The organism is Paenibacillus oryziterrae, assembly GCF_042610485.1.
Taxonomy (GTDB): Bacteria; Bacillota; Bacilli; order Paenibacillales; family Paenibacillaceae; genus Paenibacillus_AQ.
On the sequence record NZ_JBGJZO010000002.1, the window covers coordinates 304,567 to 327,053 of the forward strand.

A 22,487-nucleotide genomic window follows, 5' to 3' on the forward strand; every position below is an offset into this window, starting at 1 on the left:
TGAACCTTTACGCTGGAAGCACCCGTAAACAAGGCTTTTTTCGCCTTGCTGCGGGTGCTTTTTGCCGTCTTGGGGCCGGATCATCAAGGAGGATATATAGAATGAGAGCTCAAGTAAAATATTTTACCGGATTAATGCTAACGCTCATTATGGTTACACTGCTCCCTGCTCAGAGTCTTGCCGCTTCCGTAATCCAATTAACGCCGGCCATCAAAGCTTCCTTTGACGAAACAGCGGCCACAGCCGAGCCTTCTATGAAAGGAAAGTTAAAGGATCTGTACGCTGAACTGGCCATGCTTCAGACCCAGTATGATCACCGGGAAGAAATGATCCGGACGCTGCATGCTGACAATGAGCAAGCCTTAACCATTATCCGCAGGGATATCCGGGAGATAGATAAAGCTAAGGTAGAACAGCTGGAAGCTCAAACGAAAAGCTTCAAAGACCGCCAACAGCCGTTATTTGACCAATACAGCTCCTTGAACCGTAGGATCAGCATCGCTAAAGGTCTGAAGGACAAGACGCTGAATAAAGTGCTGCAGTCCCAGGCAGATGCCATGAAAATTATGGTGCAGCTGGCACGGGAGGACATCCGCAGCAAGGACACAGTTCTAAAAGCCGCCAAGGAGGTGCGCAGCAAGAAAATTTCCTCTGCCCGCCAGACACTGGCCGCCATCGAAAGCAGTCAGAACGCAATTAAAACGGAGAAGAGCGTAGCTTCTGCCCTGAACACCAGGCTCTCGGCGGAATGGACTGGCTTTAAGTCATCCATCCGCAAGCCCAATGCTAATGTTGCAGCGCAGTCGCTCACCTCGATGATCTCGATCCTTCGTCAGATCGCTACGAGCAAACAAAGAATAGTGTCACTGGAGCAGAAGGTGACCTCAGTCATCGAAAAGACCAGAAGCCAGATGGGTTCCTGATTCTACGATGTGTCTTTAGCCTGAGTACTCGCATATGGTAGGAAAAAGACATCTGTGGGTCTGGGAGGAATGACGATGCATATTTGCATGATCGCACCGGAGCAATTCGCGGTTCCGGGGAGTAATTCCGTGGAAATCTGTATGCTGGCGATTGCCGGGCAGCTGGCGCTGCGGCACAAGGTAACACTTGTAAGCCGGAGGATACCCGGTTTACCCCTTGTCACCGAGCATGAAGGCGTACATATTGTCCGGCTGCCTGCAGACAGCCCGTCCGTCTACCTGCGCTCCGTTATAAGTTATGTCGAGCATGGCATCTTCGATATCATTCAGGTGGATAACCGCCCCCACCTCATGGCTGCAGTACAATCCCGCATCCCGCATATTCCGGTGGTTCTGTTCCTGCATTCCCTTACTTTTGTTCCGGATACGCCGGCAACGGCCCTTAGTTTAGATCGGGCAAGCCTGATTATTGCGAACAGCCGCTCCTTGGAACGGAGGCTCGCTAGGCGGTTCCCCCGCAAGGTAAAGGATATACGCGTCGTAACTCTAGGAGCGGATCTGGACCGCTTCACACCCGTAGATCCGGGAGAACGCCTGCGCCTGCGCCGGATCTACGGGCTTCCGACTGAAACCTTTACAGTGCTATTCGTAGGCCGGTTAATTCCGCGCAAGGGAGTTCCGCTCCTGATTCGGGCAGTTCATACACTCCGCGGACAATTGCCTGTCCGGCTGATTATTGCAGGCCGAGGCAAACCGGATTATGTACGGCGCCTGAAGAAATTGTCTCGGCAACTCCGTGTGCCGTCAACCTTCCTCGGTAATGTCTCCCACGAGGAGATTCATCAGCTGTATCAGGCTGCGGACTGTTTCGTTTGTCCCTCACAGCGGCATGAATCCTTCGGTCTGGTCAACGTGGAGGCGATGGCTTCCGGGCTGCCTGTTATTGCATCAAATAATGGTGGAATCCGGGAAATTATCGTCTCCGGCATCAACGGGTACCTGGTAGATAGATACCGTGAGCCCCGCGTATTCTCCACCTATCTCCTGCGCCTGGGGCGCAGCCCCAAACTAGCCAGACGTATAGGGTCCCAAGGCCGGGAGGATGCGCTGCGGAATTTTGCCTGGAGCCACACCGCATTCCATTTGGAATCGATATATCAAAGACTCCTTCCGCACAGGCAAGAGGCACAAGACCAGCCCCTTTCATCCCATTAATGCGACAGAGTGTACAACGACTTTTGTGACGTTGTTCACTTAAATCTGCCTTAAACAGACTTACACTTATATTGTAAGCGTTGCCATATAATCACTGAGTTCTATGGATCCTGCTACCATGAATTTGGCAATATTCCTACACACATTATTACTCGTAGAAAGGGTGTTGTTGTAATGTTGATGATTAAAGCCATTGTGCGGCCGGAGAAAGCAGATGAGGTCATGGCAGAGCTTATGCTGGCAGGATTCCCTTCAATCAGTAAGATGGACCTTCTGGGGCGCGGCAAGCAAAAAGGCATACAGGTGGGGACCAACCACTATAATCAGATCTCCAAGAAAATGCTGATGATCGTTATTAATGACGAAGAGAAAGAGGATGTGCTCAGTATCATTATGAGAACGGCCAAAACTGGGGATAACGGCTCGTTTGGGGACGGCAAAATATTCGTATTGCCCGTACTTGAAGCCTATACGATAAGCAACGGTAAAAGCCAGTTGTAATAACAAAGGCAGCGAAGATCTGCTGCCGGTATGGACTATCCCCATCCGGCGCATGCTTCGCTGCCTTTGTTCTTATCTATACCATCTGGATTATCGTCAGCACAAGTCCGACTACAAATCCGCACAGCGCCCCGTTGACACGAATCCACTGCAGGTCCTTACCAACCTTATCCTCCAGCATGTTCACCAGGCTGGCATCATCCATCTGCTCCAGATTCTCTTTAACCAGCAGACCAAGCCGGTAATGATTCTTCTCCACAAACGTAATCAGCGAAGCACGAATCCGTTCTTCCCAGCTTTGTATCCACGCTTGCTCCTTGCCAATACGGCGCGCAATTAGGGCATATAGAGAAAACAGCTTACGGCCACCGCGCCCCCGATCCTCTTTCAGCAGAGATATCGCTTTACCACGCAGCTCTTCGATCCGGGCTATCAGGAATTCAGAAGCCGTGTCGCCCTGAAGCTCTCCAAGCAGCCAGTCCTTCAGTCCTTCCACACGCTTCTCGTCATTCACCAGCTGGAATATCGCCACTCGCAGCTCACGGATGATCTCATCCCGGTACGGACTGTCTTCCTCCTGGAAATCACGGATGCCGGAGACCAGCATTCCCTGCAGCATTTCTCCCAGCATCTCTTCATCCATGAACCCGACAAATGCCTGAAACGCCATCCCTTTCAGCCCGCCAAGCTTCACCTCAGCCAGCTTCCGGGCAGCAAGCTTGCCTAACATGGCCCGCGTCTCTGAGCGCCCGCTCCAGAGAGATGCCTGCTCCAGTGCATAATCAAGCGCCGCGGAATCTTTACCTTCATTCATCAGCTTGGTAATGATTGAATCCGCTGCAGTACCAAGATCCGCCTCACGGACATATCCCGCTATTACCTTCTGCAGATACGGCACTGCTTGCTCCGCCGGAAGCCGCTCGATAAATGCGGCTGCCTGCTCCAGCATTTCGATCCGCGCTTTTTTTCTGGCGAACAGCCGGGTCAATAGCGCAGAGCCGATGGAGACGATCCGGATATTACGCAGCTTCTTCTCAATGCTTTCTTTGTTCAGCAGCTCATTCTCCATCGCTGAGATGAGGGATTGAACAATCTTGTCACGGTTCTTCAGCAGCAGTGAGGTATGCGGAATGGGCAGACCCATAGGATGACGGAATAATGCAGTGACGGCGAACCAGTCGGCAATCCCGCCTACCAGCCCTGCTTCAAAGCCGCCTCTCAGCAGAATGACAGCCAGATTCTCCGGCAGAAATAAAGTGACCAGAAACCCGCACGCCATCAAGGCGAGGGATATACTAGCCAGGTGTTTAGATCTCACTTATGATTCCCCCTTACGTCATACAGCTTACTCTTCATCTTCATGACACACATTGTACCACGACCAATCCCCATTCTAAAAATAATCTCGTTCTTCCTCAGCGGAAGGCTTTCATTTTTACGCTCATTATTATGAAATCTTTTTGGTTTTCAGAAAAAATAGTGATAACATACAAAGAACAGTTTTCCCCTGAACACACACTACCCCCTGAGAGGAGCATACGAAGATGTTGATTGCACTGGATATGGATGGAACTCTGCTAAATGAGGACGGCGCGATCAGCCCGGGCAACCGGGAAGCGATTGTTCACGCCCAGAGCCTTGGACATATTGTCGCCATTGCCTCGGGGCGTTCGTATATGGACGCCGAGCGTCCGCTGCGGTTGGCTGACTTGAGTTGTCCGGTTGTCAGTCTGAACGGTGCAGCGGTAACCCTCGCGGACCATACTGTGGCGGCAAGCACCCCTTTGAACAAAGAAGATTTAATTCCCGCCCTCCGCTGGATGAATGAAATTCCTGAGCTGTATTACGAAGTTTATACTGCAGACAATGTATATGTGGAGCTGGATAAAAGAGTCCGGCTGGAGAAGCTTGCATCCGGAGAGGAAGGTGAAGTACCGGAGAATGTGCAGTGGATTATCCAACTGCTTGTGGAGAAGCAATTCCAACAGGCTGCGGTAACCTATGTGGAGAGCATGGAAGAAGTATGGAGCAAGGAGGAGAATATCATCTATAAGGCGCTGGCCTTCTCGCTTAATCTGGATCTGCTGAAGGAAGCCTCAACCCGGTTCGCATCAATCCCCGGAATGATTATTACGGCTTCGCATGAGAACAACATTGAAATTAACCACCGGGATGCCACTAAAGGCCAAGGCGTTACCTTACTTGCAGCGCATTATGGAATTCCGATGGAGCAAGTCGCGGTGATGGGCGACAGCTATAATGATCTGCCGATGTTTGAAGCCGCCGGATACCGTATTGCCATGGAGAACGCCGCCCCCATCCTCAAGGAGACCAGCGATTTCATAACCCTGAGCAATAATGAGGATGGAGTAGCAGCCGGAATCCGCCACCTGCTGGAGAAGGCTACGTGATGACCGAATATACTAAAACGGTCTAGCGCGGCGCATGTTTCCTCCAGTTGGCTGTACCTGAAACAGAACATTAACCGACGCGTGAAGACTGCTCACCGGAGGCAAAAATACCCGTAAAACGGCTGAGTTCATCCGCCGCCTGTACAAGCCCCGATACAACCTGTTCCAGATCACCCGAGAGCTCCGCATTTCTCGGCCAGATCGTAAGCGATTTCGGTTTCTCCGGCATACCGGAGGGTTCGGCTTCCGCTGTTGCCGCCGCATTGTTGCCGCATCCGGCCATGCCAACCAGCAGCATCATACTGAGCGTGATGATGGTGAACTGTCTTTTCATCTTCGTGTTGCCCCTCTCTTTGCTTACGAAATGTTGAATTCTCCGGGAACGGCAGGTCCGCTTCCGTTAATACAATTGTAGAAATTCTGGACTACCCCGGCACCCTGTGCATACTGCTCCAAACTCCGTAAATCACATTTCTCCATAAAAAAAGAACCCCTCGACATAAGGAGTTCTTTCAAACTTGCAGATTCTAGAACAGAAGAATACCGCTCACAAGTGTGATCAGCCCTACGGCCGCGACCAGGAGGCTGCCCCGGAAAACAGAGGTTTTGGCCATACGTACAGCTGCCAGATTCAGACCGCTGTGTAGCGGAATCATGATCAGGACCAGCCAGAAATGATGTGCGATAACGAGAGCTGCACCGATATGAAATGCAGACGCCCAAATCCGCTCCAGTATTCCCCAAAGCGGACTGGCCTGAAGATTACCCTGTGCCAGAAGCAACTCCTTAGCCTGCACCGCTTTCTCATCGGTTCGTTTAATCATTGATACAATTACTATTATGTTAATGATGACAAACAGCACTTCAATGGCGGCCCACCCCTGACCAAGCGACACCGCCCAAGGAAAGCTAACTGCAGTTAAAGTGAGCAACCCTAGTCGCACACTTTCCTCCAGTACACCTGAACTGCTCACAATTACCTTCTTGGCTCTTTCCTGCGGCCATTTCTGAACCAGCAGACTGAGCGGCCCGCGCAGAAAGAGGGCGATGAACCAGCCCAAGGCCCCCAGACCGAAGCCCTTCCAGTTCATATCGTACCCCATCATCTTGAAAAAGGCCCAGTATAGGAGTGGCACCAGGATATAAAGGGGCAGAAATTTCAATGCTTTGGCTGAGACACCGGCAAAAGGATCACCCGGCTGATTGGTCTGTAGTACTATATGATTATCCTGTTCTTGTGCCCGATCCATGTCCTGCCCCGTTTGCTTGTCGAATAAATCATCATTTCCCCGAACGGCTGTCATTATTGGGTTCCCCCTTAACTTCTTTAAGGCTGTCTGAACTCGTGTGTACTTCAGGAATCACAATCGTCGAAATCATCCGTCTGCGCCTGTCTCCCCTGGCTTCATTTGCAGCATATCTCCCCATAACTGCGCGCATTTCACCCAGCATCCCGGCATATTCCGCATCGTTCAAATGGAGATGCACCTGACGGAAAGAGATTCCGTCCTGAATCATGTTGTAATGTTCCTGGCTCGTATACCTGCTGTAATCACCAATGAGTGAGGTAATGAATTTCAGAAAAATTGTCATATGCTCGCCCGAGGACTGTTCTGTTACATCTGGCGGAGTTAAATCCCCGCTTCCTGGGACAAGGTAATACACCTTCTCCAGGGTGCCCCGGACTCTGTTCTCTTCGGCTACCTGCAGCAGTCCCGCCTGGAGCAGCTTGTTTAAATGGCGGTACATCGTTGCTTGCGGAATATCTTCCAGTTCCTTCAGGAGCTGCGATGTCGTCTGTTTGCCTCCTGCAGCAAGTGTTTGAATAATACGCATCCGGATGGGATGCAGGATGAGGCTAGCTTTATCGTCAGACATGACATTCCCTCCTTTATTGTTATCATTATCAATAATGATAACAATAAAAATCAGTTTCGGCAATAGTAAATGGAATGCTGTTCACGGAAGAAATACATAGCATCGGTTTTGCTTCTGTAGGGGGAAGCGAATCGTTTCACTTTACACTTTTTACTTGTGCAGAGATGGCCGCCGGATGGTATATTGTAGATTGGCTATTTTTGAGCTGATTATAAAGCTTTGAAGCTTATTATTACTTATCCTTGAACAACCGAAGGTGACTCCAATTGAACACACTTATCTTTCATAACATTCCTCCGGGTGCTTCCGGAGAAACGATACCTCAGGCGGCTTTGGCTTCTACGCTGACCAGCAGGGAGCTGGTGAAGCCGGAGGAGTCGGATGCGGCTTATTTCCGCCGGCTTGAAAGCGGCGGTATTCTGCTGAACGAGCCGCAAATTGCCGCTGTGCGGCATGACAAGGGACCGCTGCTCACCCTGGCCGGTGCAGGCTCTGGCAAGACATCGGTGCTAATCTGCAGAACCGGTTATTTGCTGTCCGTACGCGGTATTTCGCCGGGCCAGCTCTTGCTCCTGACCTTCTCCAGCAAAGCCGCTGCAGAAATGCGCGAGCGGATTACACTGCTCCCCGGTGTTAACAAACAGGATGCGGCCATGCTTCAGGCCCGGACCTTCCATTCCTTCTTCCTCTACTTCCTGCGCAGGCAGGGCGTGCAGCAGGATATATTTAGCGAAACCCGCCGCCAGCATATCCTGCTGAAGCAGATTATGCGTGAGCTGGGCCTGGCCAAGGATACCTATCCGCCGGAGACACTGCTGGCACTGCTCTCCTCCCATAAGATGAATATGGGAACAGTTCAGGATCTGCCGGATTCAACTGTGGCGGAGAAAGAAATGAAGCAGATTCTGACGATTTATGAAGAATGGAAAAGCGAAAATTTCAAACTGGACTTCGATGATGTCCTCCTGATTGCTTATCAGATGCTCCGGGAACACCCGCTTCTGCTGCAGGAACTTCAAATGAGATATCCGTATGTTATGGTCGATGAATTCCAGGATACGAATGCCCTGCAATATGAGCTGGTGAAGATGGTGGCCCATCCGCAGCATAATCTCATGGTCGTCGGCGATGATGACCAGACCATATACTCTTTTAACGGGGCACGAAGTGAGTTCATTCTGGAATTTGAGAAGCTGTATCCGAAAGCCAAAGTGATCACGCTTGATATTAATTACCGTTCCGGCCCCGCGATTATCGGACTTGGCAACGGAATTATCCGCCATAATACACGGCGGCGTTCCAAAACCCTCCAAGCCGCCAAAAACAGCGGCAGCCAGCCACGCTATATGCGTCCACAGACTGCAGATGAAGAAGCGTCACGGATGGTGGATCATATTGTCCACGAGGTGGAGCAAGGCAAACGGGAGTATAAGGATTTCGCCATGCTATACCGGGCTTCCAGCAGTAACCGGGCTCTTCTAGAGCTGCTGCTGATGCGCGATATTCCTTATATTGATTACGGGCAAAGCCAGCTGCTATACGAGCATTGGCTGATCTCTCCTCTGGTGGATCATCTGCGGCTGACGGTGAACCGGAGGAATTTCGCTGCAATCGAGAACATCCTGCCTACCCTGTATATCAACCGGGAGACGGGAATGAACCATATCCGCAATATGGAGGCCGTCCAGCCTAAACAGGGGCCGCTGATTCACCTCAAATCGCTGCCCGGAATGGAAGACTTCAAAGGCGTTAAGCTCGGAGAGCGGCTCGATCTGATCCGGATGATGCGCGAGCTGACGCCGGTGCAGGCCATCCGCCAGATGCGCAAGCAATTTTACGATACCTTTATCGAGACCAATGAGCGTCATCAGGCTACTCTGCACAGGGAGATGCTGAAGGAAATGCTGGATGAACTGGAGACTTCAGCGGACCGGTTCGACAGCATTCCTGTCTTCCTGGATTTCATTGATAATGTAACCGAGCGGAATGAGCATCACCGTCAGCCTGGCACCGGAGAACAGGGTAACCGGATCGCACTCATGACGATTCACAAATCGAAGGGGCTGGAATTCCCCGTCGTATTTTTATTAGGAGCGTCCGAAGGCATCCTGCCTCACAGCTCTGCGCTGGATGTCGATCGCCTGAAGGACAAGAAAATTGCGGCCCCCGGCAGCCTGTCTGCTGGACTTGCGGCTCTGGAGGAGGAACGGCGGTTGGCTTATGTCGCGGTTACAAGGGCTAAAGAGGAACTGTTCATCAGTTCCCCCGCCCAGCACCGGGGCAAAAAAGCCGAGGTCTCCCGCTTCATGCTCTCCGCCTTCCGCTCTGCCCGGTCCCAGTCGGCCAGTTCTGTCTCACGCTCTCAGACGTCCAATTCTGCCTCACGCACCCCTTCTTCAGGAAGAGGAAGTGTTGCGGTAAGACAGCTCCCTTCATTCCGGAGCTTTGAGTCCAAGACCTCTGAAGTCAGAACCCACACGGTCCCGGTCTGGAACTGCACAGGTGCAAAGTGCCCGGGGTGGACACGGATGAAGGCAGGCGGAGCCGAAGACCATCTGACCAGCAAGCCCTGTCCGCTCTGCAGCTCCCCTATGGAGAAGGATACCCGGGAAGTTCCGGTGTAGATTTTTGATGTCCTGGCGTAGTTGACAGGCCCTTGAAGGAGAGAGAACCGTTTGCCCGACAATGACTCCTCTTCTTTCCTCATTACCTGGAAAAATTGGCGTAAATTTAACGATACGGAGCTAGTTTGGACCAACTAGATGGAAATATCGGCGCTATAGCAAGAAACAATTGTCTAGAATCATCTCACAGAATTAACGTTACTTTTTACAGGTAAATCAGCCGGGGAGGATCAATACCCTAATTTACCTGTAGAAATTACAGCTAATGTTCCAGCAGTACCCTACGCATTCCAGCGTGATCAAACAAGACTAATGCGAGAGTAGTCTTTCATCAGATAAAATAAAAAAAAACGACCCCCCTGAGGTCGTTTTTGTTTTACGTCCAGGCCCAGAGAAAGCCGTCCCGGTCCCAAGCGATCCGTCCGCCGTGCAGCTTGCGGAACGCCTTCTTCACATCCTTGGACAATGAAGCATTGCCATTCTCATTGATGTATACAAACTCTTCGCCGAAATTGGCCTTAACATATTCGATCGCTGCGGTCTGATACAGGGTTCCGGTGAACCGGATTTCCTTGACCATCCATTCCGCTACATCTTGTGCGGTAACTTCCATAGTAGGCGACTCTCCTTAGGTGTTGACTGGTACAAACATTATAACATGAATACAGCCCGGGCCGAAGAAGCTCTCCGGGCCGGGCTGTACCATCTTAAGGATATATTATCCAATGTAGGCGATATGTAGAGTTCGAATTAATAACGAGGTTTCTTTGCTGCGGTTACCATAAGCAGAATGGCTGTAATCAAGTGAAGTGCCCATCCGAGGATTGGAATCCAAGCCAACGCCGAAGTCACAATACCCATTACCGATCCATATACAGGTTCTCTGTTTCTGGCTGACAAAATCACGGTTATAACATGCAGAATAAACATAAATCCTAAAGCGGAGTATCCTGTGCCGATGACTATGGCACCCCCCAGAATTGGTATTGCCAGCACTAGTTCGCAAGAACCTGTAACCCATTTCAAAACTCTTGAACCACTCACACAAAAAACCTCCCAATAGGTAAAATATACTAAGCATTATATAGAATTATAATGTAATAGGATATATATTTTTCCTCTTTTTCTAATAAAAACGTCGAATGAGGAGTGTTTCGCTCAACTTTAGTCAAATCTGTATGCTGATCCTTTAATATGGTGCACGAAATGTCGGATGGACTCCCGCTAATTCTGATAATCTACAAATGTAGAAAGGAGAGCAATTCATGAATCTGCTTGAGAATATGAACAAGGCAATTAAGTATATCGAGGGTAATCTTGCGCAGGAGATTGATTATAAAGAAGTTGCGCGGCTGGCCTTATGTTCGGAGTATCACTTTAAGCGAATGTTCTCTTTTCTGGCTGGCATCCCGCTATCGGAATACATTCGCCGCAGACGCCTGACACTGGCAGCCTTCGAGCTTCAAGACGGCACAAGAATTATTGATATTGCCGTGAAATACGGTTATAACTCGCCGGATGCCTTTACCCGCGCTTTTCAGAGCATGCATGGAATTACGCCATCTGAAGCCAGAACTAGCGGACAGTCGCTTAAAGCGTACCCGCCTGTGACCTTTCAGTTAACCATCAAAGGAGGAAATGAAATGAATTACCGGATTGAAGAGAAAGAAGCGTTCCGCATTATCGGTCTATACAAGAGGGTTCCTATCGTATTTAACGGGGTGAATCCCGAAATCGCTGCTATGTGGCAAAGCCTGAATGAGCAGATCATCACTCAGCTTAAGGGGCTATCCAATGTTGAGCCGATGGGTCTAATCAGCGCATCCACGAACTTTTCCGAGGGCCGGATGGAGGAAAAAGGGGAGCTGGATCATTATATTGGCGTGGCTACAACAGCGGAATGCCCGGAGCCTTTCGCACAGCTTGAGGTTCCTGCTCTCACCTGGGCGGTTTTTGAAGCGGTCGGCCACTTTCCAAGCGCGCTTCAGGAGATATGGGGCCGCATTTATTCAGAATGGTTTCCGTCCTCCAATTATGAGCAAGTGCAAGGTCCGGAGATGTTATGGAACGAGAGCAAGGACACCTCTTCACCAAACTATCGAAGCGAAATATGGATTCCTGTGAAGAAAAAATAGAAGGGTTGCTCAACCAACAAGAGACTGCCGCCATATGGCGCAGTCTCTTTCGCGTTCTACGATAGCGTAATCACATACGTAATGAACACATATTTGTTCTCCTTCAATACAGCCGTTGCCGCCAGCAGTTGCTTGCCGGACGGGCTCCAGCGCAGCTTGTCGGACACCTGGATATCATTCATGACCGGAGTCTGCTCGCCGGTCTCCACCTCGGTAATGAACAGGCTGCTTTCGTTACCGTTCTCAGCCATTGTCGTATAGGCCAGCATGCTTCCGTCCGGCGACCAGCTGGTGCCGAAGATCTGCATGGCAGACGCAAGCGGCGCTGCTGATTGCTCATTCCCGCTGCTGTCACAGAGAACAAGTGCCATCTCACCCGACCCGGTTCGTTTGACTATAGCCAGCTTACCGCCATCAGGGGAAGGAATAATCCACATGACATTTTTTTTGAGCACAGAAGAGGTTTGGGTTTCGGTATTATAAGCAATCAGTTGACTGTCTTCATGGGCAATATAATAGATGATGGAACCCGACTGTACCACATTGTGCACATAACCGACTCCGGTATCGACAGCAATCTCGCTATTTCCGCTGACATCGGTCTTAACGATATTCCCCTCCATATTCGGATAAATCACATGCTCATTGTCGGCCCACTCACCCTCAGTAACCATAAATTCGGCATCTCCCGCCTTCACGGATTCTCCCGTGGCCAAATCCATGATATAGCCAATTCCCGTGGCCTCATAGACCTCCTTATAGAACATATGCTTACCATCCGGGGACAGCTGTGCGAAGCCAAGACTGTTCTCGCTTTCCTTCAGCAGAGACTCCTCGCCGGTAACGAAATTATGCAGATATAAATTATGCGGATAACGCTCCTCGCCTTCCACTGTAACCGGAGGCATGTCCTTGTTCTCTTTATCCACGACCAACACATTCCCGGACCCGTTATTTGCTGCCGTCTGCTCGCCAGTGTACCAGTCCATGCCGCGGAAGCCTTCTGTTTTGCCGATCCCCTCCAGCTGCAGCTTGGTGTAGACCGACTCCGTGGTATTATCCATTACAGTGATTTTGTGCCCGGCGCTTTCAACGACCTTCTGGGTCTCGGCACCCCCTGTACTGCACGCGGCAGCAGACAAAAGGCTTACCGAACTCAGCAGGATCAGCGCTGCCTTGCCTACCTTCCTATTCATCCTCTGTTCCCCCTTATCAGTTACACTGTGGCTTCTTCAAAGCGCCAAGTCTTTCGGTGTGCTCTTAGCATACCGGAGAATTATTTCCAAACGATCTCCTGATGTTTCAAACTTGTAAACTTAACGGAAAAGACAGCTGAAATGCCGAGCCCTTGCCCTCCGGCTCGAGCAAAATGATATCCCCGTTCTGCTTCTCTACCAGATTACGCACCAGGGAGAGCCCGAGGCCTGTCCCGCCTGACTGCCGGGAGCGGTCCCGGTTAACGGTATAGAACGGCTCGAAGATCTTCTCTCTCGCCTCGTCCGGAATGCCGATGCCGGAATCAAGGATAGTAATCCACACCTTGCCCTCCCTAACCTCAGAGCGGATATGAACACTTCCATTGGGTACGTTATATTTAATTGCATTATCCAGCAGGTTAATAAAAATATGCATCAGGCTTTCTTTGTCAGCCCAGATATGGGCCGGATGGACATCAAGCGTAAGGGTAATCCCGAAACGTTCCGCCTTGCCCTTCATTCGCCCGGAAATATCCCGCAAAATCTCGGCCACCTCAAGCACCTCGGCCTGGGACTCGAAATCATACCGCTCCAGCGCCGTCAGCTGCAATACCTTCTCCACCATCTCATAGAGCCGCTGAGTTTCTTTGGCAATGCTGACTTTGGCGTCCTTCAGCAGCTTGGGATCGTCGTCATACATATTAAGCAGGTCCACATAAGCCTTGATCGAGGTGAGCGGTGTCTTAAATTCATGGCTGATGTTGCCAATGTACTGCTTCTGCTGCTGTTCCAGTGCTTGAAGCTTCTGCACAGCCAGCTGCAGCTTGCGCTGCTCCTCATCCTTGGCGGCAATATTGCTCTCAATCTCCCGGCTCATGAAATAAATTCCTTGGGCCAACTCCCCTAGCTCATCCCTGCGACGGAACGGTGGCTCCGGGATATACTCTCCCTGGCGGATCTGCTCCGCCGACCGCTTCAAACGGCCGATAGCCACAGCAGCCCGGTTGAAATACAAATACCCAATCACAAAACTCAGCAGCAGTACGGCTGCGCCGGTGGTCAGAAATAAATTTTGCAGCGTATGCAGAAAGCTCTGGGAGCTCTTCAGTGAATATTGCAGCTGGACTACCCCCATCTGCTGATCGGGACCCTGCAGCGGTGCCAGATATAACAGGGTATCCCCCGCACTCTGATAAGCAATCTTGTTATGCAAAGCATAGCCCAGTGCCTCTTTCACATCCGGCGAATCCGGCCGCGGATTGCCCTGAACCGAAGTTCCCGTCTGCTCACCTTGCGCATCATAAAGCACGACCTCCAGTCCCGTAAAATCGGCCAGCTCCCCCGCCAGTTCCCGGCCCCTCTGCTTCATAAACACCTTCGGTGTAAGGCGTGTCCCTGTATAATAGGCCTGCTTCACCCGCAGATTGACGGTTTTGACATGCTGGGCCAGGTAACCCTCGGTCTGTGCCTGCTGGTTGCGCTCTACACCGCGCAGTACGATCACGCTCAGTACGCTGACGGCCAGAATAAGCAGCAGGGCCAGAAATAGACTGAATTTCAGTTTGATGCTGACTCTCATGTGAAATCCCCTTCCGGGAATGCTCTGTATCCTACTCCGTAGACGGTTTGAAGGATGTTCTGGTAGGGCTCACCCAGCTTTTTACGCAGCCGCTGGATATGAATATCTACCGTCCGGGTACCGCCTGCATATTCCAAATCCCACACCAGCTCCAGCAGTTCCTCACGCATATACACCCGTTGCGGGTGAGACAGCAGGAGAACCAAAAGATCGAACTCCTTCGGAGTGAGCTCCAGCCGCTCCTCTCCGACACTTGCCGTCCGGTTCACAGGATGTACCACGAGAGCCCCATATTGAATGAGATCGTCTTTCGGTTCTCCTACACTCTTGTCCAGCCTGCGCAGCAGTGCTTTCACACGGGCCAGTAGCTCGCGGATTTCGAACGGTTTCGTCATATAATCATCGGCGCCAAGCTCCAGGCCGACGATTTTATCGACGATATCATTTTTTACGGTAAGCAGAATAATGCCGATATCATCGCGGTCCTCCAGCTTCCGGCACACATCATAACCGTTTATCTTCGGCATCATGACATCCAGCACCATCACATTCGGACGAAACGATGCCACCTTAAGCAGCGCCTCTTCTCCATCCCCTGCTGTATCCACTTCGTATCCTTCACGCTGCAGAGCATAAGCGATAGCACCGGAGATTCCCGGCTCATCATCGACAACGAGTACTTTTTTGTTCATATAGGTCACCTTTTCACATGGAATGAGGGATATGTTCCTGATTATCTCTGATATTCAGTATAACGTTGTTCTCTGCTTCAATGAAACCCGGGCTCTCTTCGCACGTAGGAAGGAGTGTAGGCGCTTAAATCTTTATCCTGCTTTATAGAACGTTTAAGGTTCTTATCAGGTTGCACCGTTACAATGAAGTTAAGAACATAACAATTTCATCAAGCATCACTCTCCATAACAGCATTCTTAACAAACAAATCAACAACAAAAACACGAAAAGAGGATTTCATATGAATATAAAGCGAGTAATGATTGTCGGAACCATGGTGGTTGCCATGTCCTTTGGAACTACAACGTGGAACAAACCTTTGGCCAGCGCCAGCCCGGTCGCGAAATGGTCCACATCAAGCGTTGCGGACAGCGATGATCTGCTTGATGCGCTGAACCAATCTTCGGACGAAGAGCTGTACGAATCCCTGTACGAAGGTAAATCGCTGGCCGATATTGCCACTGAGCAGCACCGGGATATCAATGGCGTTATTGAGCTGCAGATAGCTCAGCTGTCCCGGCAACTGAATGTCCGTCTGGCCGAAGGAAGTATTACGGCACAGCAGCATGCCGACCATATGGCAGAGCTGAATGAAATTGTTACCCGGAGCGTCTTTACCTCGTTCGGTTGAGAGATACATAACGGATGCGGCTGTGCCGCAAAGTTGTAATAAATCGCACCGTTTATTTCTTCCACAATACAGCACAAGAAACCCCGGCCAACCTGGCCGGGGTTTCTTCATCATGTGATTATTTAACAGGTTCGGTTGGCTCTTTCTCCCGATTGATCTCCAGAATATCCAGGAAGAAGACGAAGATCGGAATGCCCAGCAGGAGGCCCCATACGCCCATATAATGCTCGGAGAATAACAGCACGATAAACGCGTAGAACATCGGCAGATTCATTTTGGAAGACATCAGCTTCGGATTCAGGAAATAGCCTTCGATGAAATGCAGCACCGCAATCATGGCGAGCACGTAGACGATCTTGACCAGTCCGCCGATATTGTAGCCGATAATGCACAGCGGAATCAGAGAAATTAGAAAGCCCACCACAGGAATCAGGCTGAGCAGGAAGATCATGATCCCCAGCGCGAACAGGTACGGGAAGCCTAATATCCATAGACCGATCACCGTAAACAGCGTATTGAAGAGGGCGATCAGAATCTGTGCTTCAATGACCTTACCAAAAGAAGAAATGAATTTTTTTCCAAAATACTCAAGCTCCACATAAAACCAAGAGATCTTGCTCTCTCTCAACCGGGAAGTGAAATTAACAATCCGGTTCTTCTCAATGATAAACACAAAACTCAGGATAGTGGACAGGACGAAGGTCGTACCCCAGTTGCTGATCTTCAGCACATAATCGAAGCCATTCTTCATGTACTTTTCATAATTTAATTCCTTAAGCTTCTCAAATAGATTCTGGACAATCTCATTCTGGGGAAGGTCCGCAGCGGTCAGATTACTCAAGAAATCCGTCAGCTGCTTAATCTGCGTGTATACCTTGGGCAAATATTTGACGAGTGTCATCACCACTATGGCAACCAATGCCAGATATAAAATAATAATGATCACTTTGCTGTTCACCCGGACGTACTTGCTGATCCGCTTGGTCAAAAGCACCTGAAAGCTGTTCATCACATAAGCAATCAGGAAGGTTAAGAGCACCAGATTCAGCATATCCCGGATCACATACAGCAATAGTACAATCAGCGCGAGAATCGCGAAACGCCGGATTGTCAGATTCGCATAATAACGCTTAAATACTTCCATATTCCCTCTCCATTCGCCAAAAACAATTCTTACTTACATTATAGTCTACAGTAACAAAATCCATTATAGCAACTTCCCCGCTGAAGTTTCTGTGTACTTATACGGCTGCCCCGGAGCCAATGTTCCAAAGGATTTTTTTACCACATAAAATATGGCTATGATCTCTTAAATCCGCACCATAGAGTTATATAGCTTGAATTACTCCGCCCCTTTCCCCATGAATATGGATGTCTGCCGGTGTTATATCAATAGATTGAAGCATATATTCCATATATATTGAGGGTTTCAGTCCGGAGGGATTGCATGATAACGATAAGCCTATGCCTCATTGTAAAAGATGAACAAGACACGCTCGAACGGTGCCTGTCTTCCGCCGCAGATTTGGTAGAGGAGATTATCATCGTCGATACTGGCTCTACCGATAACACCAAGGCTATAGCACGTAAATATACGGATAAGATCTATGACTTCGAATGGGTCCATGATTTCGCGGCTGCGCGCAACTATGCGTTCAGTCTCGCCGGGATGGACTATATCATGTGGCTGGATGCGGATGATGTGCTCCGCGACGAAGACCGCAAGAAGTTGCGGGCACTGAAGGCGTCGCTTGATCCTGAGGTGGATTCGGTAACGATGAACTATAACCTGGCTTTTGATGACCACGGCAATGTCACGGCTAGCCTGAGGCGTAACCGTCTGGTCAAACGGAGCAGAAGCTTCCGCTGGATTGGGGCGGTGCACGAGTATCTGGAGGTGGCGGGGAAAATACTCAACAGCGATATCGCTGTCACCCACAGCAGCGTGCATCATGACAGTGACCGCAACCTGCTGATTTATGAGCGGCGGCTTGCGGCCGGAGAAGCTTTTCCTCCCCGGGATTTATATTATTTTGCCAATGAGCTGCTGGATCACCAGAAGTACGAGCGGGCCATTCACTTCTATGAGCAATTCCTCGGAACGCGTAAGGGCTGGATTGAAGATAATATCGCGGCCTGCGGCAAAATAGCGGACTGTTACCATGGCCTCGGGGATGAGGAACGTGGTCTTGCCGCCGCCCTGCGCTCGCTGCAATATGATACCCCGCGGGCCGAATTCTGCTGCCGCATCGGGTATTATTTCCTGCAGAGAAACAACCTTCAGACCGCTGTGTACTGGTACACCAGAGCCACTGAGGTGCAGCATTCCCCGGAACACTGGGGCTTCCGAAATCTGGCCTGCTCGACATGGCTGCCCCATCTTCAGCTGTGCGTCTGTTATGACAGGCTGGGCCAGCATGAACTGGCACATGAGCATAATGAAGCCGCCCGCAAATACCGGCCCAATGATGCACGGGTGCTGCAGAACAAGTCCTATCTGGAAGGGATCCTTTTCCCCGAAAAAGGCAACCCGGTCAACGGAGGGAACTTATGACCAGAAAAAAACGGGTACTCATCGGCAGCCCCATACATCAGAAACCCCTCATTCTTCGTGAATTTCTGGCCTCTCTGCTTCGTCTGAAGCAGGAGACCCTCGAACTGGATTACTATTTAATTGACGATAATGACGATGAGACATCGAGTGCCCTACTACAGGAATTCGCCGCTCGCGGCAGCAATGTCTTTCTGCAGTCCTCCGGGTACCGTGATGCCTACATCCGTGATGATACCACCCATTTCTGGAACGCCAATCTGGTCTGGAAGGTCGCCCATTTCAAGAACATGATGATCCAGCGCACCACACTTTTGGACTACGATTATCTGTTCCTGATCGATTCTGATCTGCTGATTCATCCGGATACGCTGGAGCATCTGGCATCAACGGGCAAAGATATCATCTCCGAAGTGTTCTGGACGCAATGGCAGCCGGATACGATACTCCAGCCTCAAGTGTGGATGCACGATGAGTACAGCCAGTGGGAACGTCTTCCAGGTGAGCATCTCAGTACTGAAGAGATTAACTACAGGTTCAATCATTTTCTGAATAAACTGCAAACCCCGGGGATTTATGAGGTCGGGGGTCTCGGAGCATGTACGCTGATCAGCCGCAAGGCTATTGATACCGGGGTTTCTTATAATATCATCAAAAATATTTCGTATTGGGGTGAGGACCGGCATTTCTGCATCCGTGCCGCTGCACTGGACATCCCTTTGTATGTCGATACCCATTATCCTGCACTCCACTTGTACCGGAACAGCGATCTGGCCAAGGTCGGTGATTTCCTCGCAAGCTGCGGAGTGAGTCTCCAGGCAGGCGGCAACCCGGGTTCTCTAAATACAGAAACGGGTATCCAGGGTCACAATCAAACTGGCACTGCGGCTAACGTTAACTCTGGAGCTGCACATGAACCAGAGCACAATGCTGGACTTACCCGACCTGAAGATACTGAATCTGATGCTACTAAATCAGATGTCATTCCGGAATTTGATACGACACTGCGGGTCGCCAGACCGAATACAAGTCCTGCCTTGGCGAAACATGGCTCCCGTACCCGTCCCAAGCTTACCTTGACGATGATCGTTAAAAATGAAACTCAGCGGTTTCTGCGCCAGATCCTGGAGGAGCACCGGAAATATATCGATGAGGCCGTCATTATCGATGATGCCAGCACGGACGATACCGCGGCTCTGTGTCTGGAGATTCTGGAAGGGATTCCGGTCCGTATGATTCACAATACCGTCTCCAAATTCAGCAATGAATTGGAGCTGCGCAAGCAGCAGTGGGAAGAGGTCCTGAAGACAGACCCGGAATGGATTCTGAACCTGGATGCAGATGAAGTCTTCGAGCGCAGCTTCACCGTTGAGATTGAAGCTCTGCTGAGAGAGGACAACGTGGACCTGTTCTGCTTCCGTCTGTATGACTTCTGGAATTCGAATCACTACCGTGAGGATCATTATTGGAGTTCCCATCAAAGCTACAGACCGTTTCTCCTTCGTTATAAAAAAGACTATCCTTACGTCTGGAATGAATCGCCGCAGCATCGCGGAAGATTCCCTGAGAACATCTTCGAGCTGCCTCACCAGCTGAGCAATCTCCGGCTGAAGCACCTCGGATGGTCGAAACCGGAGTTACGTCTGGAGAAATATTTGCGCGATTTGCATCTGGATCCGGAGGGGCAATACGGTTGGAAAGAACAGTACCTCTCCATCCTAGATCAACATCCGAATTTGATTCCCTGGGTAGAGTAGATATAGAAAAAAGACCGTCCCGGCGGCTGGATAAGCCGCTTGAGACAGTCCAAAGTAAATTAATTTACGTTGTTATATGAATTTATTAAACTACTGCTTGTTGTACCGGAGGAATCTCTACCGGCGGATTCTTTTTCTTCATATAGTCTGAATAGTACGCTGTGATAATCGGCACCAGAATGGCGGTCACGATTACCGAGGCTGCAACCAGAGCGGTAGCTGCTTCAGCAGCAGGCAGGAACTCAGGCTTCAGGTTGGCTACGAGCATTGGATTCGCAACAGCGGCTCCAGCTGTACTGGATGCTGCAAGACCGGCTGTACCATTGCCGCGGCCAATGAATTTATCAGCCAGAATCAGTGGAACTCCCGTTACAACAATAACTACAAGGCCGAGCAGAATACCCAGAAGGCCAGTATCTACGATAACGCCGAGGTCAATGGAGCTACCCAGTGCGAAACCGAAGAAAGGAATTAGTGTGTGTGTGGCTTTGCCGAAATAATCACGGAAGTCATGGTCAAGGTTACCCAGTACAAAACCAATCAGGAATGGAAGCACAGCGCCTACGAACAGGTGCGGTTCAAATACTGCGGCTCCGGTACTGCCCAGAATCAGCATGGTAACAAGCGGGCCGGATTCAAGTGACATCAGTACAAATGCGCCAGACTCCTCTTTGGTGCCGTACTGCTGCATGATAGAAGCATACAAGCCGCCATTGGTCATATCCATTGCGGAAATAATGGCGAGGAGTGACAATCCGGCAAAGAATCCGCTTTGAATTCCGCCTTCAGGCAAGAACTGAACACAGATCATAGCAACTACCCAAGCCACGGCAATCTTAGTTATTACAAGCGTACCGGATTTCCGGAGTACGGTTCCTGTCGCTCTTACATCAATGGCAGCTCCCATACAGAAGAACCATACGGCCAAAATAGGCACAGTTCCTGTCATCAAGCCTTTAGTGAATCCTCCGAAATACTCGCCCGCTTCAGGGAATGCTGTATGGATGATGGCTCCCAGGAACAATGGCACAAGCATCAGGCCGCCAGGGATCTTTTCGATGTTTTTTTTAATTTTCATTTCAGTTACCATACCTTTCTGTTTGCAGATAATTGTTGTGTTTTTTTTGCATCTAAGCATTATTTTTCCTTAAATAGACACACTGAATCCACCCCAGGAGAGAAGACCCCCTTACAGAGAGTCCTATTCTCCTGAGAAACGCTTACATAATTACGCTTTCATTTCACTTACGGCTGAGTCCGAGTTCCGGAATCATTTTGGCGAACAGATCATGGCTTTCCTTAAGCTGACGGCTAAATCCCTTGCCATCCTTTACCAGCAGGCCAAGGCCGTTCATCTTCATCGCAGCTCTGAATTCTTCATCTTCTGTTCCCTTAATAAAAGCACTGGTCAACAGCTCAGCAATTTCATTCGGAGTATCCTTCGGTACGGCAAGTCCTCTCCATGTACTCGTGAAGCCTACATTAATTCCAGTCTGCTCCTCCAGTGTTGGAACGCCGGGCAACGCTTCTGAACGCTTGTCGGCGTTAATCGCCAGTGTACGAAGCTTCCCTTCATCCACATATTTCTTCACCTCGGCGGGACTGACAGGTACCGCGTCGACGAATCCGCTCATTAATGCAGAGACAGCAGGTCCTGCGCCTTCAAAGGGGATATGTGCAAACTTCACACCCGTTCCCTGCTCCAGTGTTACAGCGGCCAAATGCCAGATGCTTCCCGTGCCCGCGTTACCCATTTTAATTTCACCGGGATGACTCTTGGCATAATCCAGAAACTCATTGACGGTCTTAAATGGCGATTCGGCTCTTACAGTAATGGCGGAAGGATCAAAATTAGTCTGGGCAATCGGCTTGAATGCTTCATAGGTAATCGGCAGCAGCCCCAAATGAGGCAAAGTGGTCAATTCCGCCGGAAGAAACGTTACCGTGTATCCGTCTCCTTTGGCGTTCGCGCCTTCCATCAGCCCAACGGATCCGCCTCCGCCTGTACGGTTTACAACTACAACTGGTTGGCCAAGAACCTTCTCAGTAGCTTTTGCAAGTGCCCGTGCTGTAATATCTGTTCCGCCTCCGGCTGCATAAGGGACAATCAGCGTGATTGGCTTCCGGGGGAAGTCGATATCTCCGTTACCTGAGTTTAAGGGGCTAGAGTATCGGTAGCCTATTCCTATTATTAATAGTACGGCTAAAGCGGCGATGATCCATACCCATCGAACCCTGAGCCTTGGTATCCGTTTCATGCTCTCTCCCTCCTTCGCACTCACCTCCAAGTGTGATACCCGATTGGGTTGTGAATCTTTTCTCAATCGGAGTGTATCGCATTTGGAAGGGGGTCT

At 50.2% G+C, this 22,487-nt stretch carries 22 protein-coding genes; 9 read left to right on the top strand and 13 right to left on the bottom strand.

The features are described from left to right. Positions 1–101 precede the first annotated feature (101 nt). The 3 genes from ACAN55_RS03770 to ACAN55_RS03780 all read left to right on the top strand — a co-directional run bounded on the left by ACAN55_RS03770 (position 102) and on the right by ACAN55_RS03780 (position 2,639). Positions 102–923, top strand: a complete 822-nt coding sequence (locus ACAN55_RS03770) for a hypothetical protein (protein ID WP_379128278.1) — start codon at positions 102–104, stop codon at positions 921–923. 75 nt (positions 924–998) lie between these two features. Then, entirely contained in the window at positions 999–2,138 is a 1,140-nt protein-coding gene (locus ACAN55_RS03775) for a glycosyltransferase family 4 protein (RefSeq protein ID WP_379128281.1), read from the top strand. Positions 2,139–2,312: 174 nt separating this feature from the next. Next, on the top strand, positions 2,313–2,639 hold the full coding sequence (locus ACAN55_RS03780; RefSeq protein ID WP_379128284.1) for a P-II family nitrogen regulator: 327 nt from the start codon (positions 2,313–2,315) through the stop codon (positions 2,637–2,639). Between the two features lie 76 nt (positions 2,640–2,715). Here ACAN55_RS03780 and ACAN55_RS03785 read toward each other — a convergent pair whose 3' ends face one another. Further along, positions 2,716–3,957, bottom strand: a complete 1,242-nt coding sequence (locus ACAN55_RS03785; protein WP_379128287.1) for a DUF445 domain-containing protein — start codon at positions 3,955–3,957, stop codon at positions 2,716–2,718. 226 nt (positions 3,958–4,183) lie between these two features. Between ACAN55_RS03785 and ACAN55_RS03790 the strand changes: the two genes are divergently transcribed. Then, entirely contained in the window at positions 4,184–5,050 is an 867-nt protein-coding gene (locus ACAN55_RS03790; protein WP_379128289.1) for an HAD family hydrolase, read from the top strand. Between the two features lie 70 nt (positions 5,051–5,120). Here the strand turns inward: ACAN55_RS03790 and ACAN55_RS03795 are convergent, their stop codons facing one another. The 4 genes from ACAN55_RS03795 to ACAN55_RS03810 are packed head-to-tail and all read right to left on the bottom strand — an operon-like array spanning position 5,121 to position 6,928. Further along, on the bottom strand, positions 5,121–5,384 hold the full coding sequence (locus ACAN55_RS03795) for a hypothetical protein (RefSeq protein WP_379128291.1): 264 nt from the start codon (positions 5,382–5,384) through the stop codon (positions 5,121–5,123). Positions 5,385–5,407: 23 nt separating this feature from the next. Continuing rightward, entirely contained in the window at positions 5,408–5,530 is a 123-nt protein-coding gene (locus ACAN55_RS03800) for a hypothetical protein (RefSeq protein WP_379128294.1), read from the bottom strand. A 47-nt stretch (positions 5,531–5,577) separates the two neighbouring features. Then, positions 5,578–6,354 carry a hypothetical protein gene (locus ACAN55_RS03805; protein ID WP_379128297.1) on the bottom strand — a complete coding sequence of 259 codons (777 nt, stop codon included), beginning with the start codon at positions 6,352–6,354 and terminating at the stop codon, positions 5,578–5,580. Beyond that, positions 6,332–6,928 (bottom strand): helix-turn-helix domain-containing protein, encoded by a 597-nt coding sequence (locus ACAN55_RS03810; RefSeq protein ID WP_379128300.1) that lies wholly within the window; start codon positions 6,926–6,928, stop codon positions 6,332–6,334. Before ACAN55_RS03810 ends, ACAN55_RS03805 begins: the two co-directional genes overlap by 23 nt. 266 nt (positions 6,929–7,194) lie before the next feature. Between ACAN55_RS03810 and ACAN55_RS03815 the strand changes: the two genes are divergently transcribed. Continuing rightward, positions 7,195–9,552, top strand: a complete 2,358-nt coding sequence (locus ACAN55_RS03815) for a UvrD-helicase domain-containing protein (RefSeq protein WP_379128303.1) — start codon at positions 7,195–7,197, stop codon at positions 9,550–9,552. A gap of 376 nt (positions 9,553–9,928) precedes the next feature. On the opposite strand, the gene ACAN55_RS03820 is transcribed toward ACAN55_RS03815, so the two are convergent. Together ACAN55_RS03820 and ACAN55_RS03825 are read right to left on the bottom strand one after the other, a co-directional pair. Next, a complete protein-coding gene (locus ACAN55_RS03820; RefSeq protein WP_379128305.1) occupies positions 9,929–10,165 on the bottom strand; it encodes a DUF6953 family protein in 237 nt (78 codons plus the stop codon). Between the two features lie 137 nt (positions 10,166–10,302). After that, the gene (locus tag ACAN55_RS03825; protein WP_379128307.1) at positions 10,303–10,596 is read right to left on the bottom strand and encodes a hypothetical protein; all 294 of its coding nucleotides are present in this window, start codon (positions 10,594–10,596) and stop codon (positions 10,303–10,305) included. A gap of 221 nt (positions 10,597–10,817) precedes the next feature. On the opposite strand from ACAN55_RS03825, the gene ACAN55_RS03830 reads away from it, so the two are divergent. Beyond that, a complete protein-coding gene (locus ACAN55_RS03830; RefSeq protein WP_379128310.1) occupies positions 10,818–11,687 on the top strand; it encodes an AraC family transcriptional regulator in 870 nt (289 codons plus the stop codon). 56 nt (positions 11,688–11,743) lie between these two features. Here the strand turns inward: ACAN55_RS03830 and ACAN55_RS03835 are convergent, their stop codons facing one another. The 3 genes from ACAN55_RS03835 to ACAN55_RS03845 form a co-directional block, all read right to left on the bottom strand. Beyond that, complete coding sequence (locus ACAN55_RS03835; protein ID WP_379128312.1) at positions 11,744–12,883, bottom strand: hypothetical protein; 1,140 nt, start codon at positions 12,881–12,883, stop codon at positions 11,744–11,746. Between the two features lie 106 nt (positions 12,884–12,989). Further along, the gene (locus tag ACAN55_RS03840; protein ID WP_379128315.1) at positions 12,990–14,462 is read right to left on the bottom strand and encodes a sensor histidine kinase; all 1,473 of its coding nucleotides are present in this window, start codon (positions 14,460–14,462) and stop codon (positions 12,990–12,992) included. Beyond that, on the bottom strand, positions 14,459–15,154 hold the full coding sequence (locus ACAN55_RS03845) for a response regulator transcription factor (RefSeq protein ID WP_379128318.1): 696 nt from the start codon (positions 15,152–15,154) through the stop codon (positions 14,459–14,461). Before ACAN55_RS03845 ends, ACAN55_RS03840 begins: the two co-directional genes overlap by 4 nt. A 281-nt stretch (positions 15,155–15,435) precedes the next feature. Between ACAN55_RS03845 and ACAN55_RS03850 the strand changes: the two genes are divergently transcribed. Further along, positions 15,436–15,825, top strand: coding sequence for a hypothetical protein (locus tag ACAN55_RS03850; protein ID WP_379128321.1), 390 nt, complete (start codon positions 15,436–15,438; stop codon positions 15,823–15,825). Positions 15,826–15,943: 118 nt separating this feature from the next. Here the strand turns inward: ACAN55_RS03850 and ACAN55_RS03855 are convergent, their stop codons facing one another. Further along, positions 15,944–16,969, bottom strand: coding sequence for an AI-2E family transporter (locus ACAN55_RS03855; protein ID WP_379128323.1), 1,026 nt, complete (start codon positions 16,967–16,969; stop codon positions 15,944–15,946). 303 nt (positions 16,970–17,272) lie between these two features. On the opposite strand from ACAN55_RS03855, the gene ACAN55_RS03860 reads away from it, so the two are divergent. Together ACAN55_RS03860 and ACAN55_RS03865 are read left to right on the top strand one after the other, a co-directional pair. After that, complete coding sequence (locus ACAN55_RS03860) at positions 17,273–18,379, top strand: tetratricopeptide repeat-containing glycosyltransferase family 2 protein (protein WP_379128327.1); 1,107 nt, start codon at positions 17,273–17,275, stop codon at positions 18,377–18,379. Continuing rightward, complete coding sequence (locus tag ACAN55_RS03865; protein ID WP_379128330.1) at positions 18,376–20,133, top strand: glycosyltransferase; 1,758 nt, start codon at positions 18,376–18,378, stop codon at positions 20,131–20,133. Before ACAN55_RS03860 ends, ACAN55_RS03865 begins: the two co-directional genes overlap by 4 nt. An 85-nt stretch (positions 20,134–20,218) precedes the next feature. Here the strand turns inward: ACAN55_RS03865 and kdgT are convergent, their stop codons facing one another. Both kdgT and ACAN55_RS03875 read right to left on the bottom strand, forming a co-directional pair. Continuing rightward, the gene (kdgT, locus tag ACAN55_RS03870; RefSeq protein WP_379128334.1) at positions 20,219–21,211 is read right to left on the bottom strand and encodes a 2-keto-3-deoxygluconate transporter; all 993 of its coding nucleotides are present in this window, start codon (positions 21,209–21,211) and stop codon (positions 20,219–20,221) included. Positions 21,212–21,374: 163 nt separating this feature from the next. Further along, entirely contained in the window at positions 21,375–22,391 is a 1,017-nt protein-coding gene (locus ACAN55_RS03875; RefSeq protein ID WP_379128337.1) for a tripartite tricarboxylate transporter substrate binding protein, read from the bottom strand. Positions 22,392–22,487: the final 96 nt, after the last annotated feature.

Excerpts from the sequence above, each read along its gene's own strand:
- ACAN55_RS03830 (WP_379128310.1), top strand. The coding sequence starts at position 10,818 with ATGAATCTGCTTGAGAATATGAACAAGGCAATTAAGTATATCGAGGGT.
- ACAN55_RS03835 (WP_379128312.1), bottom strand. The coding sequence starts at position 12,883 with ATGAATAGGAAGGTAGGCAAGGCAGCGCTGATCCTGCTGAGTTCGGTA.
- ACAN55_RS03790 (WP_379128289.1), top strand. The coding sequence starts at position 4,184 with ATGTTGATTGCACTGGATATGGATGGAACTCTGCTAAATGAGGACGGC.
- ACAN55_RS03845 (WP_379128318.1), bottom strand. The coding sequence starts at position 15,154 with ATGAACAAAAAAGTACTCGTTGTCGATGATGAGCCGGGAATCTCCGGT.
- ACAN55_RS03855 (WP_379128323.1), bottom strand. The coding sequence starts at position 16,969 with ATGGAAGTATTTAAGCGTTATTATGCGAATCTGACAATCCGGCGTTTC.
- ACAN55_RS03865 (WP_379128330.1), top strand. The coding sequence starts at position 18,376 with ATGACCAGAAAAAAACGGGTACTCATCGGCAGCCCCATACATCAGAAA.
- ACAN55_RS03805 (WP_379128297.1), bottom strand. The coding sequence starts at position 6,354 with ATGACAGCCGTTCGGGGAAATGATGATTTATTCGACAAGCAAACGGGG.
- ACAN55_RS03820 (WP_379128305.1), bottom strand. The coding sequence starts at position 10,165 with ATGGAAGTTACCGCACAAGATGTAGCGGAATGGATGGTCAAGGAAATC.
- ACAN55_RS03860 (WP_379128327.1), top strand. The coding sequence starts at position 17,273 with ATGATAACGATAAGCCTATGCCTCATTGTAAAAGATGAACAAGACACG.
- ACAN55_RS03840 (WP_379128315.1), bottom strand. The coding sequence starts at position 14,462 with ATGAGAGTCAGCATCAAACTGAAATTCAGTCTATTTCTGGCCCTGCTG.
- ACAN55_RS03800 (WP_379128294.1), bottom strand. The coding sequence starts at position 5,530 with ATGGAGAAATGTGATTTACGGAGTTTGGAGCAGTATGCACAGGGTGCC.
- ACAN55_RS03795 (WP_379128291.1), bottom strand. The coding sequence starts at position 5,384 with ATGAAAAGACAGTTCACCATCATCACGCTCAGTATGATGCTGCTGGTT.
- ACAN55_RS03850 (WP_379128321.1), top strand. The coding sequence starts at position 15,436 with ATGAATATAAAGCGAGTAATGATTGTCGGAACCATGGTGGTTGCCATG.
- ACAN55_RS03780 (WP_379128284.1), top strand. The coding sequence starts at position 2,313 with ATGTTGATGATTAAAGCCATTGTGCGGCCGGAGAAAGCAGATGAGGTC.
- ACAN55_RS03810 (WP_379128300.1), bottom strand. The coding sequence starts at position 6,928 with ATGTCTGACGATAAAGCTAGCCTCATCCTGCATCCCATCCGGATGCGT.
- ACAN55_RS03775 (WP_379128281.1), top strand. The coding sequence starts at position 999 with ATGCATATTTGCATGATCGCACCGGAGCAATTCGCGGTTCCGGGGAGT.
- ACAN55_RS03875 (WP_379128337.1), bottom strand. The coding sequence starts at position 22,391 with ATGAAACGGATACCAAGGCTCAGGGTTCGATGGGTATGGATCATCGCC.
- ACAN55_RS03770 (WP_379128278.1), top strand. The coding sequence starts at position 102 with ATGAGAGCTCAAGTAAAATATTTTACCGGATTAATGCTAACGCTCATT.
- kdgT (WP_379128334.1), bottom strand. The coding sequence starts at position 21,211 with ATGAAAATTAAAAAAAACATCGAAAAGATCCCTGGCGGCCTGATGCTT.